The sequence below is a fragment of the Pseudomonas fluorescens genome (genome assembly GCF_012974785.1).
Lineage (GTDB): Bacteria > Pseudomonadota > Gammaproteobacteria > Pseudomonadales > Pseudomonadaceae > Aquipseudomonas > Aquipseudomonas fluorescens_BT.
In genome coordinates this window covers 4,586,386-4,604,515 of the sequence record NZ_CP027561.1, presented here as the reverse complement: position 1 = coordinate 4,604,515, position 18,130 = coordinate 4,586,386, and the positions used below count along the sequence as shown (strand labels likewise).

Here is an 18,130-nt window from a genome sequence, read left to right as displayed (position 1 = left end):
AGTCCTCAAGAGCAAAACGGGCGCGGGAGTATAAAGCCCCTGCGCCCGTTTTTCACTGATTGAAGGAATCAGCGGACTTTCCCCAGCGCCGGTTTCAGTTCCTCTTTGTCAAAGTCATCGACATCGATCACCTTGCGCCGCGCCGCTTCGGCATCACGCAGGGTCTGGGCTTCCACGGCTTGCAGCACGCCGGCTTCCAGTGCCGCATCGATGGCGTGTTCGCCGGCGACCGGTTTGACCTGGCCACTTTTGAGCGACGTATGCAGCTTTTTGTGCAGCGGTTGCGCAGCGTTCAACTGATCGCAGGCATGTTGCAGAGCACCGACTGCGTCATCCGCCGATTGTGGGCGATAGCAGCCGGCAAGCAGTTCTTCCAGCGCCGGATCGCCCTTGGCCCGACCGATGACGGCGGCCACTTCGGCACCGAGTCTGTCTGACGGGCCTTTGTGGCGGCGACCGAACGGGAACACGATCACCCGCAACAGGCAACCGAAGACCCGGTTCGGGAAGTTGGTCAGCAGTTCATCGAGTGCCTTTTCCGACTGGCCGAGGCTTTCTTCCATGGCCCAGGTGAACAGCGGTTCCATGTACGCCGGGGAATCAAGGTCGTGATAACGCTTGAGCGCTGCGGAGGCGAGATACAGGTTGCTCAGCACATCGCCCAGACGGGCCGACAGCCGTTCGCGGCGCTTCAGCTCGCCACCCAGCAGCATCATGCTCAGGTCGGCGAGCATGGCAAACGCGGCAGCCTGACGGTTGAGCGCGCGGAAATAACCCTGGCTGAGCTTGTCTCCCGGTGCGTGTTCGAAGTGGCCGAAACCAAGGTTCAATACCAGCGTGCTGGCAGCGTTGCTCACGGCAAATCCGATGTGCTTGAGCAGCAGGCCGTCGAACTCCTTGAGTGCCTGATCCTTGTCTTCACGCCCGGCGAGGGCCATTTCCTTGAGCACGAACGGATGGCAGCGGATCGCGCCCTGGCCGAAGATCATCAGGTTGCGCGAAAGAATGTTCGCGCCCTCCACCGTGATGAAGATCGGTGCGCCGTTCCAGCTGCGACCCAGGTAGTTGTTCGGACCCATGATGATCGCCTTGCCACCGTGCACATCCATGGCGTGGCTGATGCACTCGCGACCGCGTTCGGTGAGGTGGTACTTGAGGATTGCCGACAGCACCGAAGGCTTCTCGCCCAGATCCACTGCGTTGGCGGTCAGCATCCTTGCGGCGTCCATCATCCAGGCGTTGCCACCGATGCGCGCCATGGCTTCCTGAATGCCTTCGAACGCGGACAGTGGAACGTTGAATTGCTCACGAATCTGCGCGTACTGCCCGGTCACCAGACTGGTGAACTTGGCCGCGCCGGTGCCCACCGCCGGCAGCGAGATCGAACGCCCGACCGACAGGCAGTTCATCAGCATCATCCAGCCTTTGCCGAGCATGTCCTGGCCGCCGATGAGGAAATCCAGCGGGATGAACACGTCCTTGCCGGAATTTGGGCCGTTCATGAACGCCGCACCCAGCGGCAAGTGGCGACGACCGATTTCCACGCCGGGAGTATCGGTCGGAATCAATGCCAGGCTGATGCCCAGGTCTTCCTTGTCGCCAAGCAAGTGATCCGGGTCATAGGCCTTGAAGGCGAGGCCAAGCAAGGTCGCGACCGGGCCGAGGGTGATGTAGCGTTTTTCCCAGTTCAGGCGCAGGCCGAGGGTTTCCTGGCCTTCCCACTGGCCTTTGCAGATGATCCCGGTGTCAGGCATGGCGCCGGCATCGGAGCCGGCGAGTGGACCGGTCAGCGCGAAGCACGGAATATCGTCGCCCCGGGCCAGTCGCGGCAGGTAATGATTACGTTGTTCGTCGGTGCCGTAATGCAGCAGCAGTTCGGCCGGGCCGAGGGAGTTGGGCACCATCACGGTGGAGGCGAGGTCGCCGCTGCGGGTCGCCAGTTTCATCGCCACCTGGGAGTGGGCGTAGGCAGAGAATCCCTTGCCGCCGAACTCCTTGGGAATGATCAGGGCGAAGAAACCGTGTTCCTTGATGTGAGTCCACGCTTCGGGTGGAAGGTCCATCGATTGGCCGATCTGCCAGTCGGTAACCATCGCGCAGAGCTCTTCGGTCGGGCCGTCGATGAACGCCTGTTCCTCGTCGCTCAACTGCGCCTTGGGATAGGACAGCAGCTTGTCCCAGTCCGGACGGCCGCTGAACAGTTCGCCGTCCCACCACACCGTGCCGGCGTCGATCGCGTCGCGTTCGGTCTGCGACATCGGTGGCAGGGTTTTCTGGAACCAACTGAACAGCGGCGCGGTGAAGTGTTTGCGGCGCAGGTCAGGTAAGAGCAGCGGGGCGGCCACGAGGGCCAGCACGACCCAGAAGATCAGCAGCAACCAGCCCGGTGCGTGGCTGAAAATCCCCATCGCTAACAGGTAAGCGGCAACGATGCCCAGTGCAGGCAGCGGGGCGATGCGTCGGTGGGCCAGATACGCCACGCCGACGATCAGAACCAGTATCCACAACAACAGCATATTTAATCCTCCGTGAACCAGGGCGAACGACCCTCCAGAGCTTAGACGGCATCTGCAAATCAGGGTGGTCAGAGCAAGGTGATTGAGTTCGTGGGAAACCTTGGACGGCTTTTGTAGTTTCGGTGGGCAACACCCGTGGGAAATCGTTCGCTGACTCCGCGGCTTTGCGTCCATGTTTGGCCGAAACGTCGTTATCTCTGTGCTGATCCTCTCGCTAGACTCCGGGTTCACCCAGGAGAATGTCGTCATGCGCGAATATCTGAGTCCCGGCCGCTTCATCGATAGTGACCACCCCTCGGTGGTGGAGTTCGCAGAACAGCACCGTGGTACCAGTCGCGATCCGCTGGCGCAGGCGATCAGTCTTTATTACGCCGTGCGCGAGGCGGTGCGTTACAACATGTACACCTTCAGCCGCGACCCGCAGACCTTGCGCGGCAGCTACGCGCTGGCGGCGGGTGAAAGTTATTGCGTGCCCAAGGCCACGTTGCTCGCCGGTTGTGCGCGTCATTGCGGGATCCCCGCACGCATTGGTCTGGCGGATGTGAAAAATCATCTGTCGACGCCGCGTCTGCTTGAACTGCTGAGAAGCGAAGTGTTCGCCATGCATGGTTATACCGAACTGTTTCTCAATGAGCGCTGGGTGAAAGCCACACCCGCGTTCAACCAGAAGCTCTGCGAAATGTTCAACGTTGCGCCGCTGGAATTCGACGGTATGAACGACAGCGTTTTCCATCCGTACAACAGCGATGGCGCGCTGCTGATGGAGTACCTGGTCGACCACGGCCAGTTCGCCGATGTACCGGAATCCTTTTTTTTCGAACATCTGCACAAATGCTATCCGCACCTGTTCAACGATCAGCAGACGCCACTGTCCAGTGACATGCGCGGTAATGTCGGCAGCCGCTGATCCGGCGTATGCTGCTCGCCCACTCAATGGAAAAGAGGCGGTCATGCTGAAGATCTGGGGTCGCAAGAATTCGTCGAATGTCAGAAAGCCGTTGTGGGCTGCCGAAGAGCTCGGGCTGGCCTACGAGGCCATCGATGCCGGTGGCGCGTTTGGTGTGGTCGACACGCCGGAGTACCGGGCGATGAACCCGAACGGGCGGGTGCCGGTGATTCAGGACGATGGTTTCGTGTTGTGGGAATCGAATGCCATCGTGCGTTACCTGCTGGCAAAACATGCGGCCGACACTGCGTGGTATCCGACGGATCCACAGACCCGCGCCACCGCTGACAAATGGATGGACTGGACCACGTCCAGTTTCGCCGGGCCATTTCGCACGGTGTTCTGGGGCGTTTTGCGCACGCCGGCGGACAAGCAGGACTGGCCGGCGATTCATGCCGCGATCAAGGAATGTGAAGGCTTGCTGGCGATGGCCGATCAGGCCCTGAAAAACCAGCCGTACCTGTCCGGCAGTGAAATCGGCATGGGCGACATTCCCCTCGGCAGTTTCATTTATGCCTGGTTCGAGATGCCGATCGAGCGTGCGCCGATGCCGCATCTGGAGGCCTGGTACGCGCGACTGAAGCAGCGTCCGGCGTATCGCAAAGCCGTCATGACCGCGTTGACTTAATACCTACTATCGACACACTTGACTGTACTTGTGCGGCGGCGGCAAGCACCATTGCGCTTGTGCGCCGCGGTTGTCTCCCTCGCCGCCCGCCGTCATTCAGTCCTTTTTCTCTTCTTGGTGCGTAATCCGATATGAGTTCCGCTCTGTCCATCCGGCAGCTAACCAAAACCTACGGCAACGGGTTCCAGGCCTTGAGTGGTATCGATCTGGACGTCGCCGAAGGTGACTTCTTCGCGTTGCTCGGCCCCAACGGCGCCGGCAAATCCACGACCATCGGCATTCTTTCGACCCTGGTGAACAAGACCAGTGGCACGGTGAATATTTTCGGCCACGATCTGGACAAGAACCCCGCAGCGCTCAAGCGCTCGATCGGCGTGGTCCCCCAGGAATTCAACTTCAACCAGTTCGAAAAAACCTTCGACATCGTCGTGACCCAGGCCGGGTACTACGGCATTCCGGCGAAAATCGCCAAGGAACGCGCCGAGCAGTACCTGACCCAGCTCGGCCTGTGGGACAAGCGCGATGTGCCTTCGCGTTCGTTGTCCGGCGGCATGAAACGCCGCTTGATGATTGCCCGGGCACTGGTGCATGAACCGCGCCTGCTGATCCTCGACGAACCGACGGCCGGGGTGGATATCGAGCTGCGCCGTTCGATGTGGACGTTCCTCACCGAACTGAATCAGAAAGGCATCACCATCATCCTCACCACGCACTATCTGGAAGAGGCTGAACAACTGTGCCGCAACATCGGCATCATCGACCACGGCACCATCGTCGAGAACACCAGCATGCGTCAGTTGCTCGGGCAACTGCATGTGGAGACCTTCCTGCTCGACCTCAAGAACGATCTGGCGGTTGCGCCGCAACTGGTCGGTTATCCGTCCCGTTTGGTGGATGCGCATACCCTGGAAGTCCAGGTCGACAAGTCCATGGGCATCACTGCGTTGTTCGGCCAACTGGCCCTGCAGAACATCGAAGTGCTGAGCCTGCGCAATAAAACCAATCGCCTCGAGGAGTTGTTCGTGTCCCTGGTGGAGAAAAATCTGTCGAAGGTGGCGGTATGAGTTCCGAACTGCGCCCCAACCTCGTCGCCCTCAACACCATCGTTTACCGCGAGGTCCGGCGCTTCACGCGGATCTGGCCGCAGACCCTGCTGCCGCCGGCGATCACCATGGTTCTGTACTTCGTGATCTTCGGTAACCTGATCGGCAAACAGATCGGCGGCATGGGTGGTTTCTCCTACATGGAATACATCGTGCCGGGGCTGATCATGATGTCGGTGATCACCAACTCCTACGGCAACGTGGTGTCGAGTTTCTTCGGCAGCAAGTTCCAGCGTTCCATCGAAGAACTGATGGTGTCGCCGGTATCGCCGCACACGATCCTGATCGGCTACACCCTCGGCGGCGTGCTGCGCGGCCTGATGGTGGGCGTCATCGTGACGATCCTGTCGCTGTTTTTCACCAGCCTGCAGGTGCATCACCTGGGTGTCACCGTGCTGGTGGTGGTGCTGACGGCCACGATCTTCTCGCTGCTGGGTTTCATCAACGCCGTGTTTGCGCGCAACTTCGATGACATTTCGATTATCCCGACGTTTGTGCTGACCCCGCTGACCTACCTCGGTGGTGTGTTCTACTCGATCACCTTGCTGCCGCCGTTCTGGCAGACCGTGTCGCTGGCCAACCCGGTGCTGCATATGGTCAACGCCTTCCGTTACGGCATCCTGGGCGTGTCGGATATCCGCATCGGTATCGCGATCACCTTCATGCTGGTGGCAACCGTGGTGCTGTATTTCGGTTGCGCGCGGCTGCTGGTGAGCGGGCGCGGCATGCGTACCTGATTCGATCAGTGCTGCAACAAAAACGGCCTCCTGCACGGAGGCCGTTTTGCATTCAGGACCGGCGACTTTTCTTTCGTCGCGCCCATTGCCGGGCCACCCACCAGCGCCAGTACATCATCACCAGGCAATAGGCGAGGGCGCCCAGCACCAGCCCGACCACCACCGAGCCGAGCAGGAACGGTTGCCACAGTGTCGAGAGTTCGCCGCTGATCCATTCCCAGGTCAACTCGTCGGGGAGCGTGCGGGCGGGGACATCCATCAGCCAGGCCCCGGCCTGATACGTACAGAAGAACACCGCCGGCATGGTGATCGGATTGGTCAGCCAAACCAGGCTGACGGCAATCGGCATGTTGCCGCGCACCATGATCGCGAGGACGGCGGCCACCAGCATTTGCGCCGGAATCGGCAGGAACGCGGCGAACAGGCCAACGGCCATGGCACGGGCCACGGAATGTCGGTTGAGGTGCCAGAGGTTCGGGTCATGCAGCAACGTGCCGAGAAAGCGTAAGGATTTATGTTCCCTGATGCTCGTCGGGTCGGGCATGTAACGTTTGAATAAGCGCCGGGGCATAAGGCTTCTCGGTCGGTTAAGGCGGCAAGTATGTCTGGATTCTACGAACCGCCCATTCAGACTTTGTGACAATTGTTGACGACGCCTGCGCTCCACAGGGGCTATGCCTGAAGAGGGGACTCTCAAGGACGGGCATATGCGCACAGGGATGATGGCGCTGGCAGTCGGTCTGCTGGCCCCGGTTTTTTTGCCGGCGTTGCCGCCGGTCGGATGGGTGCTGTTGCTGCCGGTGGTGGCACTGATGCTGTTGCCGTTTCGCAGCTATCCGCTGGCATTTTTGCTGTTCGGCTTCGTCTGGTCGTGCATCGGTGCGCAGTGGGCGCTGGATGATCGGCTGCCGCTGGAGCTGGATGGTGAAACGCGCTGGGTGGAGGGGCGGGTGGTCGGCCTGCCGCAGAGCGGCGACGGGGTCGTGCGGTTTGAACTGGCCGATGCCCGTTCGCGTCACGGGAAACTGCCATCGCTGATGCGCCTGGCCTGGTACGCCGGGCCACCGGTCAACAGTGGCGAGCGCTGGAGGCTGGCCGTGAAACTCAAGCGTCCCGGCGGGCTGCTCAATCCCGATGCCTTCGATTACGAAGCCTGGCTGTTGGCGCAACGCATCGGCGCCACCGGCACGGTGAAGGACGGCAACCGGCTGGCGGCGGCGCAGTGGGCCTGGCGGGACGGCATCCGACAGCGCCTGCTGGAAGTGGACACTCAGGGGCGGGGCGCAGCGCTGACGGCGTTGGTGCTGGGTGACGGCTCGGGACTCGGTCGCGAGGACTGGCAGATCCTGCAGGACACCGGCACCGTGCACCTGTTGGTGATTTCCGGACAGCACATCGGTCTGCTGGCGGCGGTGATGTATGGGCTGATCGCCGGGCTGGCGCGATTCGGTCTGTGGCCATTGCGTTGGCCATGGCTGCCGTGGGCGTGTGGTCTCGCATTCTCGGCGGCGCTGGGTTACGGCTTGCTGGCAGGATTCGATGTGCCGGTACGGCGGGCCTGTGTGATGGTTGCGCTGGTGTTGCTGTGGCGATTGCGATTTCGCCATCTGGGTGCCTGGTGGCCGTTGTTGCTGGCCTTCAACGGGGTGTTGTTGATGGACCCGCTGGCCAGTCTGCGTCCAGGATTATGGCTGTCCTTCACGGCGGTGGCGGTGCTGATTTTTACCTTCGGCGGTCGTCTGGGGCCGTGGCGCTGGTGGCAGACCTGGACGCGAGCCCAATGGCTGATCGCAATCGGTTTGTGCCCGGTGTTGCTGATCCAGGGCCTGCCGATCAGCCTCAGCGGACCATTGGCCAATCTGCTGGCGGTACCGTGGATCAGTTTTGCGGTGCTCCCGCCGGCGTTGCTTGGCACTTTGTTGTTGCCGATTCCCTATATCGGCGAAGGTCTGTTATGGCTGGCCGGCGGGCTGGTCGATGGATTGTTCCGGGCTCTGGCCTTGATTGCCGGGCGCTGGCCGGCATGGGTTGCAGTCTCGATGCCGGGATGGATCCTGGCTCTGGGCTGCATCGGTGCCGTGCTGTTGTTGCTGCCCCGAGGTGTTCCATTGCGTCCCTTGGGCTGGCCCTTGCTGCTGGTGCTGGCATTGCCGCCCCGGGAGCGACTGGCCGAAGGTGTGGCGGATGTCTGGCAACTCGACGTCGGCCAGGGATTGGCGATTCTGATCCGCACCCGTCACCACACATTGCTGTACGACACTGGCCCGCGTTTCGGCGATTTCGACGTCGGTGAGCGCGTAGTGTTGCCGGCCTTGCACAAACTGGGTGTGGCGCGACTGGACCTGATGCTGCTCAGTCATGCCGACGCCGACCATGCCGGTGGGGCACTGGCCGTGGCAAACGGCTTGCCGGTCAGCCGGGTGATCAGCGGCGATCCGCCAGGGCTGCCCGAAGCGCTGAGCGCTGAAACCTGTGAAAGCGGTCGGCAATGGCAGTGGGACGGCGTTGCCTTCCATCTATGGCAGTGGGCCGGCGCACAAGACAGCAACCAGCGCTCCTGCGTCCTGCAGATCGAAGCCAACGGCGAGCGGTTGCTGCTGACCGGCGATATCGACACCGCTGCCGAACGGGACTTGCTCAATAGCGTGCTGGCGGTTCCGACTCAATGGCTGCAGGCCCCGCACCATGGCAGCCGCAGTTCCTCATCAATGGCGTTGCTCAAGGTTTTGCAGCCGCGGGACGTGCTGATCTCCCGGGGGCACGGCAACTCGTTCGGGCATCCGCATCCGACGGTCATCGCCCGTTACCGCAAGCTGGGCCTGCGCATCCATGACAGCGCGGAGCAGGGTGCCATTCATCTGCAACTGGGCAGATTCCAGCCGGCCCGGTCTATGCGTCAGCAGCGCCGGTTCTGGCGAGAGCCGCCGCTGCCGGGGGCCGAGTACCGTTGAGCACGGGTCGCGCACGGTCGTCGGGGCGACGGGTCTTTATCGCGAACCGGTATGTTAAAGTGGCGCACTTTTTCGAGGGGGCTGTCACTGTGTGGGAATTGGTCAAATCCGGCGGCTGGATGATGTTGCCGATCATTCTGAGTTCCATCGCTGCCATGGCGATCGTCGCGGAGCGCCTGTGGACGCTGCGCGCCAGTCGCGTCACCCCCGAGCATCTGCTGGGTCAGGTCTGGGTCTGGATCAAGGACAAGCAGCTCAACAAGGAAAAACTCAAGGAATTGCGCGCCAACTCGCCGCTGGGTGAAATCCTCGCCGCGGGCCTGGCCAACTCCAAGCATGGTCGCGAGATCATGAAAGAGTGCATTGAAGAAGCCGCCGCCCGGGTCATCCACGAGCTGGAGCGTTACGTCAATGCGCTGGGCACCATCGCCGCCATGTCGCCGTTGCTGGGTCTGCTGGGTACGGTGCTGGGCATGATCGATATTTTCAGTGCCTTCACCGGTTCCGGCATGACCACCAATGCTTCGGTGCTGGCCGGTGGTATCTCCAAGGCGCTGATCACCACGGCAGCGGGTCTGATGGTCGGTATCCCGTCGGTATTCTTCCACCGTTTCCTGCAACGCCGCATCGATGAGCTGGTGGTGGGCATGGAACAGGAAGCGATCAAACTGGTGGAAGTGGTGCAGGGCGACCGTGACGTCGATCTGGCCGGGGGCAAAGCGTGAAATTCCGTCGCAAACCCCGGGAAACCATCGATATCAACCTCGCGTCGCTGATCGACGTGGTGTTCATTTTGTTGCTGTTTTTCGTCGTGACCACTACGTTCACCCGCGAAACCCAGTTGCGCGTCGACCTGCCGGAAGCCGTGAGCGGCTCGCCGGCCGAGGATCAGCAGGTCAAGCAACTGGACGTGGCCATCAGCGCTGAAGGCGTGTTCTCGGTGAACAACAGGATTCTGCCGAAAAACGATCTGGCCACCCTGATGGAAGCCATGCAGAAAGAATCCAACGGCGACACCAACATGCCGTTGTCGATCAGTGCTGACGGCAAGACTCAGCACCAATCCGTGATTACCGCCATGGATGCGGCCGGCAAGCTCGGTTTCAGCCATTTGCGCATGACCACGGTCGAGGCGGCGCCCAAATCCTGATGGCCATGTCCGATCGTCTGCTCGCCGCGTGGTACGAGGGGCACCCGGCCCTGACGCTGTTGCGGCCGCTGGAGTGGCTGTACCGCCGCGTCGTGGCCGGCAAGCGTCAGCGTTTTCTCGACGGCGAAGGCGAGATCTATCAATCGCCGGTGCCGGTGATCGTGGTCGGCAACATCACCGTTGGCGGCACCGGCAAGACGCCGATGATCCTGTGGCTGATCGAACACTGTCGACGCAGCGGGCTGCGGGTCGGTGTGGTCAGTCGCGGTTACGGCGCCAAGCCGCCGCAATTGCCGTGGCGGGTCGAAGCCGATCAAGACGCCGACATCGCCGGCGACGAACCGTTGCTGATCGTGCAGCGTACCGGTGTGCCGCTGATGATCGACCCGAATCGCGGCGCTGCCGTCAAAGCCTTGCTGGCCAGCGAGCCGCTGGACTTGATCCTGTCCGACGACGGCATGCAGCATTATCGTCTGGCGCGTGACCTTGAGCTGGTGCTGATCGATGCCGCCCGTGGGCTCGGTAACAAGCGCTGTCTGCCCGCCGGCCCCCTGCGCGAACCCATTGAGCGTCTGCAAAGCGTCGATGGCGTACTGTTCAATGGCGCCCCCGAGGATCGCGACGGCGGTTTCGCCTTCCGTCTGCAACCCACGGCGCTGGTCAATCTGCTCAGCGGCGAACGCCAGCCCCTCGATCATTTTCCAGCCGGACAGTCGCTGCATGCGGTGGCCGGGATCGGTAATCCGCAACGTTTCTTCAATACCCTCGAAGCGCTAGACTGGCGACCTGTGCCCCACGCATTTGCCGATCACGCCGAATACAGCGTGCAGGCCTTGAGTTTCACGCCGTCATTGCCGCTGGTGATGACCGAAAAGGACGCGGTGAAGTGCCGCACCTTCGCTGCCGCCGACTGGTGGTACCTGGCGGTCGATGCCGTGCCGTCGCCGGCCTTCGTGGCCTGGTTCGACACGCAACTGATGCGCCTGTTGCCGGATCGTCTTTTGCCTTAAACCGTTTTTATCCAGGGAATGTTCATGGACACCAAATTGCTCGACATCCTCGCCTGCCCGATCTGCAAAGGCCCACTCAAGCTCAGCGCCGACAAGACCGAACTGATCAGCAAGGGCGCCGGCCTGGCCTACCCGATCCGTGATGGCATCCCGGTCATGCTGGAAAGCGAAGCCCGCACCCTGACCACCGACGAGCGTCTGGATAAATGACCACAGCCTTCACCGTTGTCATCCCGTCGCGCTACGCCTCGACCCGCCTGCCGGGCAAACCGCTGCTGGACATCGCCGGCAAGCCGATGATCCAGCACGTCTGGGAGCAGGCGAGCAAAAGCAGCGCCAGCCGCGTGGTCGTGGCGACTGACGATGCGCGCATCGTCGAAGCCTGCAAGGCTTTCGGCGCCGAAGTGGTGCTGACCCGTGAAGATCACAACTCCGGCACCGATCGTCTGGCCGAAGTGGCCGCGAAGCTGGGTCTGGAACCGGATGCCATCGTGGTCAACGTGCAGGGTGACGAACCGCTGATCCCGCCGAGCGTGATCGATCAGGTCGCTGCCAACCTCGCGGCCCATACCGAAGCGCGCATGGCCACCCTGGCCGAGCCGATCGAAGACGTCGAAACCCTGTTCAACCCGAATGTGGTCAAGGTCGTCAGCGACCTCAACGGTCTGGCGCTGACCTTCAGTCGCGCGACTCTGCCATGGGCCCGCGACGCGTTCGCCAAAAGCCGTGACGTGCTGCCGGAAGGCGTGCCGTATCGCCGTCACATCGGCATCTATGCCTACCGCGCCGGCTTCCTTCAGGACTTCGTGAGCTGGGGGCCGTGCTGGCTGGAAAATACCGAATCTCTCGAACAACTGCGTGCCTTGTGGCACGGCGTGCGGATTCATGTGGCTGACGCCTTGATCGCACCGCCGACCGGGGTCGACACCGCCGAAGACCTCGAGCGCGTCCGTCGCCTGCTGGAGGCCTGATGCGCGTTCTGTTCGTGTGCCTGGGCAATATCTGCCGTTCGCCCACCGCCGAAGGCGTTTTGCGCCATAAATTGCGCGAAGCGGGGCTGGCGGATCAGGTCGAAGTGGCCTCCGCCGGCACCGGCGACTGGCACGTCGGCAATCCGCCGGACAAGCGCAGCCAGGCTGCGGCCAGACTGCGTGGCTATGACCTTTCGGCGCAACGCGCTCAGCAGGTCAGCCGCGCCGATTTCGCCAGCTACGACCTGATCCTCGCCATGGACAACAGCAACCTGCGCAACCTCAAGGCCTTGCGACCGTCCACCGGCAAGGCCGAGCTGGACTTGTTCCTGCGCCGTTACGAAGGTGAAGTCGACGAGGTGCCGGATCCGTATTACGACGGCGATCAGGGGTTCGAGCAGGTATTGGATCTGATCGAGCGCGCCTGCGACCGGTTGCTGGTTGAAGTGAAGGGCCGGTTATGAGTTTGCAGGTACACCCTCAGGTTTCCTTGAAACCGTTCAACACTTTTGGCGTGGACGTTCGCGCGCAGCTGTTTGCCGAGGCCCACAGTGATGCGGATGTGCGTGAAGCCCTGGCTTACGCGATCGCTCACGATGTGCCATTGCTGGTGATCGGCGGCGGCAGCAATCTGTTGCTCACGGCGGACATCCCGGCGCTGGTGCTGCGCATGGCCACTCGTGGCATCCGCGTCCTCAGCGACGATGGCAATCGCGTGGTCATCGAAGCCGAGGCGGGTGAGCCGTGGCATCCGTTTGTCCAGCACACGCTGGCGCTGGGTTTTTCGGGTCTGGAAAACCTCAGCCTGATCCCCGGCACCGTCGGCGCCGCGCCGATGCAGAACATCGGTGCCTACGGTGTCGAGATCAAGGATGTGTTCGCCGGCCTGACGGCGCTGGATCGCCAGACCGGCGAGCTGCGCGACTTCAGTCTGGAAGAGTGCAACTTCGCCTACCGCGATAGCGTGTTCAAGCAGCAGCCGGGTCGTTGGCTGATCCTGCGGGTGCGCTTCGCACTGGATCGAGTCGCCCATCTACACCTGGAATACGGCCCGGTGCGTCAGCGCCTGACCGAGCAGGGTATCGAACAACCAACGCCGACAGACGTCAGCCGCGCCATTTGCAGCATCCGCAGCGAAAAACTGCCGGACCCGGCGGTGCTCGGCAATGCCGGCAGCTTCTTCAAGAACCCGCTTGTGTCGGCGGCCGTGGTCGCACAGATCAAGCAACAGCACCCGGATCTGGTGGCCTACGCGCAACCGGACGGGCAGATGAAACTGGCGGCCGGCTGGCTGATCGAGCGCGCGGGCTGGAAAGGTTTCCGTGAGGCCGATGCCGGCGTGCATAAATTGCAGGCGCTGGTGCTGGTCAACTACGGCGCGGCGACCGGGCTGCAATTGCTCGATCTGGCGCAGCGTATCCAGAAAGACATTGCAGAACGTTTCAATGTCGAGCTGGAAATGGAGCCCAACCGTTATTGAGGCTACGCTTTCAAGGCTCAATCCAAAGCCCTGCATTATTTAAAAAGTGCAGGGCTTTTTTGTTAATCCCGGGTTAACTTAGCCAGCTAACGATACAACCATTTGCTCCACCAAAGGCCCGGTGCAGACGTTTGCGTCTGCACAAGAGAGCCTCATTAGCCTGAGTCGATCTGCGTGAACCCACCGCTGATTTCCGGCGGCAGATTGCTCGACCCCATAACCTCCATGAATATGCGGGCGTGCCCATGATTACCCTGAAACTCAATGGTCAAGACCATCCACTCGATGTCACCGAGGACATGCCGCTGTTGTGGGCGATCCGTGACGTCGCCGGTTACAACGGCACCAAGTTCGGCTGCGGCATGGGCCTGTGCGGTGCGTGCACCATTCATATCGACGGCGCGCCGGCGCGCAGTTGCATCACGCCGATCGGTTCGGTGGTCGGGCAGAACGTGACCACCATCGACAATCTGCATGCCGACCCGGTTGGCCAGATCGTCCAGCAAGCCTGGCTCGACACGGCTGTGGCCCAATGCGGTTACTGCCAGGGCGGGCAAATCATGTCCGCCACCGCGTTGCTCAAGACCAACCCGAACCCAAGCGACGAGCAGATTGAAGAGGCGATGGTCGGCAACATCTGCCGCTGCGGTACCTACAACCGGATCAAGACTGCGATCCGTCAGGCATCCACTCACTTGAAGGAGGCCAAGGCATGAGCCGTCTACCGAACGATTTTGCCCTGAGTAACCTGAGTCGCCGGGGCTTCCTCAAAGGTGTCGGCGCTACCGGTGCGCTGGTGCTGGCGGCGAGCTGGGGCTGGCAGGATGCGCTGGCCGAAGACAAACCGAAGAAGTTCGGTGCCGATGGCATGCCCAACGGCTGGATCGATGATCCGAAGGTCTACGTCAGCATTGCCGCCGACGGTACGGTGACTGTGGTCTGCAACCGCTCGGAAATGGGCCAGGGCGTGCGCACCAGCCTGACCATGGTGGTCGCTGATGAGCTGGAAGCCGACTGGGCCCACGTCAAGGTTCAGCAGGCGCCGGGTGATGAGGTGCGCTTCGGCAATCAGGACACCGATGGCTCGCGCAGCATGCGTCACTGGTACGAACCGATGCGTCGTTGCGGCGCCGCTGCCCGGACCATGCTGGAGCAGGCAGCCGCCGCGCAGTGGAAGGTTCCGGTCAGTGAGTGCCACGCGCAACTGCACAAAGTCATTCACACACCGTCCGGGCGCGAGCTGGGTTACGGTGAGCTGGCCGCTGCGGCCAGTGCGCTGCCGGTTCCGGGCCGAGACAGCCTGCGGCTCAAGCAGCCGTCGGAGTTCCGTTACATCGGCAAGGAAGGCACCAAAGCCATCGACGGTGCCGACATCGTCAATGGCCGTGCGGTTTACGGGGCCGACGTGCATTTCGACGATATGCTGTTTGCGGTGATTGCGCGTCCGGCGGTGTACGGTGGCAAGGTCAAATCGGTGGATGACAGCGCCGCGCTGAAAGTGCCGGGCGTACTCAAAGTCATCCAGATCGAACCGCGGCCTTTGCCTTCGGAATTTCAGCCGTTGGGCGGCGTGGCCGTGGTGGCCAGCAATACCTGGGCGGCATTGAAGGGCCGTGAAGCGCTGAAAATCGAGTGGGACGATGGCCCGAATGCCAGTTACGACTCCGTTGCCTATCGCAAGGAGATCGAAGCCGCTTCGCTGAAACCGGGCAAAGTGGTGCGCAATACCGGCGACATCGATAAAGCCATCGGCAGTGCCGCCAGTACCCTCGAAGCCTCTTATTACTTGCCGCATCTGGCCCAGGCACCGATGGAGCCGATGGTCGCCATCGCTCGCTATAAAGAAGGCGTGTGCGAGGCCTGGGCGCCGAGTCAGGCACCGCAGGTCACCCGTGAGCGGATCGCTGAACGCCTCGGTTTGCCGTTCGATAACGTGACCTTCAACGTGACGCTGCTCGGCGGTGGTTTCGGTCGCAAGTCCAAGCCGGATTTCGTTGTTGAAGCTGCCATTCTGGCGAAGGAATTTCCCGGCAAGGCTGTACGGGTCCAGTGGACGCGCGAAGACGACATCCACAATTCCTATTTCCACACCGTGTCGGCCGAATACCTCAAGGCCGGTGTGGGCAAGGACGGTTTGCCGTCCGCCTGGCTGCACCGCACGGTGGCGCCGAGCATCACCGCGCTGTTTGCGCCGGGCATGAATCACGAAGCCGCGTTTGAGCTGGGCATGGGCTTCACCAACATGGCCTACGCGATTCCCAACGTGCGCCTGGAAAACCCTGAGGCCACGGTGCATACGCGGGTGGGCTGGTATCGCTCGGTGTCGAACATTCCCCATGGTTTTGCGATCCAGAGCTTCGTCGACGAACTGGCGCACAAGGCCAAGGAAGACCCGCTCAAGTACCAGATCAAATTGCTCGGCCCGGATCGGCAGATCGACCCGCGCACGCTCAGTGAAGAATGGAACTACGGCGAATCCCCCGAGCGTTATCCGATCGACACCGGGCGCATGCGCACCGTGCTGGAAACCGCGGCCAAGGCCGCCGGTTGGGGGCGCAAATTGCCCAAAGGGCGCGGCCTCGGGCTGGCAGTGCATTACAGCTTCGTGACTTATGTGGCGGCGGTGATTGAGGTCGAGGTCAAGGACGATGGCACGCTGATCGTGCACAAGGCCGATATCGCCGTGGATTGCGGGCCGCAAATCAACCCTGAGCGGATCCGTTCGCAGTTCGAAGGCGCTTGTGTGATGGGCCTGGGCAATGCCGTGTGGGGCGAAATCAGCTTCAAGGACGGCAAGGTGCAACAGGACAACTTCCATATGTATGAAGTGGCGCGCATGTCGCTGGCGCCGAAGGAAGTGGCGGTGCATCTGGTGTCGCCGCCGGGCGAGGTGCCGCTGGGTGGTGTCGGTGAGCCGGGCGTACCGCCGATTGCGCCGGCACTGTGCAACGCGATCTTCGCTGCCACTGGCCAACGCATTCGCAACCTGCCGGTGCGCTACCAGTTGCAGGGCTGGCAGAAGGCGCAAGCGTGATGGACAGCGCCGATCTGAATGTCCTGCGTAGCGTGCTCGAATGGCGTCGTGCCGGGCAGCGGGTGGTGTTGTTCACCGTGGTGCAGACCTGGGGCACCGCGCCCCGGGCACCCGGCGCGATGCTGGCGCTGCGCGAAGATGGCGTGGTGATCGGCTCGGTGTCCGGCGGTTGCGTCGAAGACGATCTGATTGCCCGGCTGCACGATGGGCGAATCAGCACCGACGGACCGCCGGTGCAGTTGATCACCTACGGCGTGACGCAGGAAGAAGCCGCGCGCTTCGGCCTGCCTTGCGGCGGCACCCTGCGCCTGACCGAGGAACGGGTCGGTGATCCGGCGTGGGTCGCCGAGTTGCTGGCCCGCTGCGAGGCCCACGAAATTGTCGCTCGCGAGCTGAGCATCGGCACTGGTGAGGTGGTGTTGCGCCCGGCCGGCAAGACTGACACCTTGAGCTTCGACGGCCAGACCCTGCGCGCCATTTACGGTCCGCGCTGGCGCCTGCTGTTGATCGGCGCCGGGCAGTTGTCGCGGTATGTGGCCGAGATGGCGCGACTGCTGGATTTCGAAGTGCTGATCTGTGATCCACGTACCGAGTTCGTCTATGGCTGGGAAGAGCAGCATGGGCGGTTTGTGCCCGGCATGCCGGACGAGGCGGTGCTGAATATCCAGACCGATGAGCGCACGGCGATTGTCGCGCTGACTCACGATCCACGGCTGGATGACATGGCGCTGCTCACGGCGCTCGACTCCAAAGCATTCTATGTCGGTGCGCTTGGCTCACGGGTCAACAGCCGCAAACGTCGGGAAAATCTGGCTGAGCTAGGCTTGTCGGAAGCGGCCATCGCCCGTTTGCACGGGCCGATCGGTTTGCATATCGGCAGCCATTCCCCGGCGGAAATCGCCCTGTCGCTGTTGGCGGAAATCGTCGCGATCAAGAATGGTGTCGAGCTCAAGCAGAAGAAGACCGTGGAGAGTGTATGAGCCGATCCATCGGAGTGATTGTGCTGGCGGCGGGCGAGGGCAGCCGCTTTCGCGAAGTGGCGGGTGCCGACAAGGACAAGCTGCTGGCCGATTGCACCGGGCGTGACGGCGCGGTGCGTTCGGTGATCGAGCAGGTGTTGGTGAATCTGCCGGCCAGCCTCGACAAGCGAGTGCTGGTGACGACCGAGGCGCGGCCGCAAGCGATGCGCATGGCGCAGGCTTACGGGTGCGACATTGTCTCGATCGAGTCCACGGGAATGGGCGACAGCATCGCGGCGGGTGTGGCAGCTTGCCCGGATGCCGATGGCTGGTTGATTGTGCTGGGCGACATGCCGTTCATCCTGCCGTCGAGTATTGAGCGAGTCGTGGCGGCGATTGCCGAGGATACGGTCAGCGTACCGACGTTGAACGGTGACTATGGGCATCCGGTCGGGTTTGGTTGCTCGTTCGCCGCAGGGCTGATGGCCTTGTCCGGTGACCGGGGCGCCAGGCCGTTGTTCGCCCAAGGGCGGGTGATTGAAGTCGCGGTGGATGATCCGGGGGTGTTGTGGGATATCGACGTGCCGGATGCGCTGGTTTTCCCGCCATCCTGATAAAACCTTGAGGCAAAAAAAGCCCCGCCTG

The 18,130-nt window shown here is 62.1% G+C and carries 18 protein-coding genes; 16 read left to right on the top strand and 2 right to left on the bottom strand.

Features of this window, described 5'->3' with window-relative positions:
• Positions 1 to 68: 68 nt before the first annotated feature.
• Positions 69 to 2,516: an acyl-CoA dehydrogenase gene (locus C6Y56_RS20775; RefSeq protein WP_169431450.1), complete on the bottom strand. Its 2,448-nt coding sequence runs from the start codon at positions 2,514 to 2,516 to the stop codon at positions 69 to 71.
• 247 nt (positions 2,517 to 2,763) lie between these two features.
• Between C6Y56_RS20775 and C6Y56_RS20770 the strand changes: the two genes are divergently transcribed.
• The 4 genes from C6Y56_RS20770 (at position 2,764) to C6Y56_RS20755 (ending at position 5,930) form a co-directional block, all read left to right on the top strand.
• Complete coding sequence (locus C6Y56_RS20770; protein ID WP_169431449.1) at positions 2,764 to 3,423, top strand: transglutaminase-like domain-containing protein; 660 nt, start codon at positions 2,764 to 2,766, stop codon at positions 3,421 to 3,423.
• Positions 3,424 to 3,466: 43 nt separating this feature from the next.
• Positions 3,467 to 4,090, top strand: coding sequence for a glutathione S-transferase family protein (locus C6Y56_RS20765; protein ID WP_169431448.1), 624 nt, complete (start codon positions 3,467 to 3,469; stop codon positions 4,088 to 4,090).
• 131 nt (positions 4,091 to 4,221) lie between these two features.
• Positions 4,222 to 5,154 (top strand): ABC transporter ATP-binding protein, encoded by a 933-nt coding sequence (locus tag C6Y56_RS20760; RefSeq protein WP_169431447.1) that lies wholly within the window; start codon positions 4,222 to 4,224, stop codon positions 5,152 to 5,154.
• Positions 5,151 to 5,930, top strand: coding sequence for an ABC transporter permease (locus C6Y56_RS20755; RefSeq protein WP_085710947.1), 780 nt, complete (start codon positions 5,151 to 5,153; stop codon positions 5,928 to 5,930). The genes C6Y56_RS20760 and C6Y56_RS20755 overlap by 4 nt, the downstream gene beginning before the upstream one ends.
• A 52-nt stretch (positions 5,931 to 5,982) precedes the next feature.
• On the opposite strand, the gene C6Y56_RS20750 is transcribed toward C6Y56_RS20755, so the two are convergent.
• Positions 5,983 to 6,501, bottom strand: coding sequence for a DUF2062 domain-containing protein (locus C6Y56_RS20750; RefSeq protein WP_169431446.1), 519 nt, complete (start codon positions 6,499 to 6,501; stop codon positions 5,983 to 5,985).
• Positions 6,502 to 6,637: 136 nt separating this feature from the next.
• On the opposite strand from C6Y56_RS20750, the gene C6Y56_RS20745 reads away from it, so the two are divergent.
• The 12 genes from C6Y56_RS20745 (at position 6,638) to C6Y56_RS20690 (ending at position 18,099) form a co-directional block, all read left to right on the top strand.
• A complete protein-coding gene (locus C6Y56_RS20745; RefSeq protein ID WP_169431445.1) occupies positions 6,638 to 8,881 on the top strand; it encodes a DNA internalization-related competence protein ComEC/Rec2 in 2,244 nt (747 codons plus the stop codon).
• 89 nt (positions 8,882 to 8,970) lie between these two features.
• Entirely contained in the window at positions 8,971 to 9,606 is a 636-nt protein-coding gene (locus C6Y56_RS20740) for a MotA/TolQ/ExbB proton channel family protein (RefSeq protein ID WP_162803506.1), read from the top strand.
• A complete protein-coding gene (locus C6Y56_RS20735) occupies positions 9,603 to 10,031 on the top strand; it encodes an ExbD/TolR family protein (RefSeq protein ID WP_085745066.1) in 429 nt (142 codons plus the stop codon). The genes C6Y56_RS20740 and C6Y56_RS20735 overlap by 4 nt, the downstream gene beginning before the upstream one ends.
• Entirely contained in the window at positions 10,031 to 11,041 is a 1,011-nt protein-coding gene (lpxK, locus tag C6Y56_RS20730; RefSeq protein WP_169431444.1) for a tetraacyldisaccharide 4'-kinase, read from the top strand. Before C6Y56_RS20735 ends, lpxK begins: the two co-directional genes overlap by 1 nt.
• 24 nt (positions 11,042 to 11,065) lie before the next feature.
• Entirely contained in the window at positions 11,066 to 11,251 is a 186-nt protein-coding gene (locus C6Y56_RS20725) for a Trm112 family protein (protein ID WP_003174668.1), read from the top strand.
• Positions 11,248 to 12,012 (top strand): 3-deoxy-manno-octulosonate cytidylyltransferase, encoded by a 765-nt coding sequence (gene kdsB, locus C6Y56_RS20720; RefSeq protein WP_064383500.1) that lies wholly within the window; start codon positions 11,248 to 11,250, stop codon positions 12,010 to 12,012. The genes C6Y56_RS20725 and kdsB overlap by 4 nt, the downstream gene beginning before the upstream one ends.
• The gene (locus C6Y56_RS20715) at positions 12,012 to 12,476 is read left to right on the top strand and encodes a low molecular weight protein-tyrosine-phosphatase (RefSeq protein WP_169431443.1); all 465 of its coding nucleotides are present in this window, start codon (positions 12,012 to 12,014) and stop codon (positions 12,474 to 12,476) included. Before kdsB ends, C6Y56_RS20715 begins: the two co-directional genes overlap by 1 nt.
• Complete coding sequence (gene murB / locus C6Y56_RS20710; RefSeq protein WP_169431442.1) at positions 12,473 to 13,492, top strand: UDP-N-acetylmuramate dehydrogenase; 1,020 nt, start codon at positions 12,473 to 12,475, stop codon at positions 13,490 to 13,492. Before C6Y56_RS20715 ends, murB begins: the two co-directional genes overlap by 4 nt.
• A gap of 245 nt (positions 13,493 to 13,737) precedes the next feature.
• Positions 13,738 to 14,208: a (2Fe-2S)-binding protein gene (locus C6Y56_RS20705; protein WP_039770687.1), complete on the top strand. Its 471-nt coding sequence runs from the start codon at positions 13,738 to 13,740 to the stop codon at positions 14,206 to 14,208.
• The gene (locus tag C6Y56_RS20700) at positions 14,205 to 16,526 is read left to right on the top strand and encodes a xanthine dehydrogenase family protein molybdopterin-binding subunit (protein ID WP_169431441.1); all 2,322 of its coding nucleotides are present in this window, start codon (positions 14,205 to 14,207) and stop codon (positions 16,524 to 16,526) included. Before C6Y56_RS20705 ends, C6Y56_RS20700 begins: the two co-directional genes overlap by 4 nt.
• Positions 16,526 to 17,506 (top strand): XdhC family protein, encoded by a 981-nt coding sequence (locus C6Y56_RS20695; protein WP_169431440.1) that lies wholly within the window; start codon positions 16,526 to 16,528, stop codon positions 17,504 to 17,506. The genes C6Y56_RS20700 and C6Y56_RS20695 overlap by 1 nt, the downstream gene beginning before the upstream one ends.
• Positions 17,503 to 18,099: a nucleotidyltransferase family protein gene (locus C6Y56_RS20690; RefSeq protein ID WP_169431439.1), complete on the top strand. Its 597-nt coding sequence runs from the start codon at positions 17,503 to 17,505 to the stop codon at positions 18,097 to 18,099. The genes C6Y56_RS20695 and C6Y56_RS20690 overlap by 4 nt, the downstream gene beginning before the upstream one ends.
• The last annotated feature ends 31 nt before the right edge of the window (positions 18,100 to 18,130 follow it).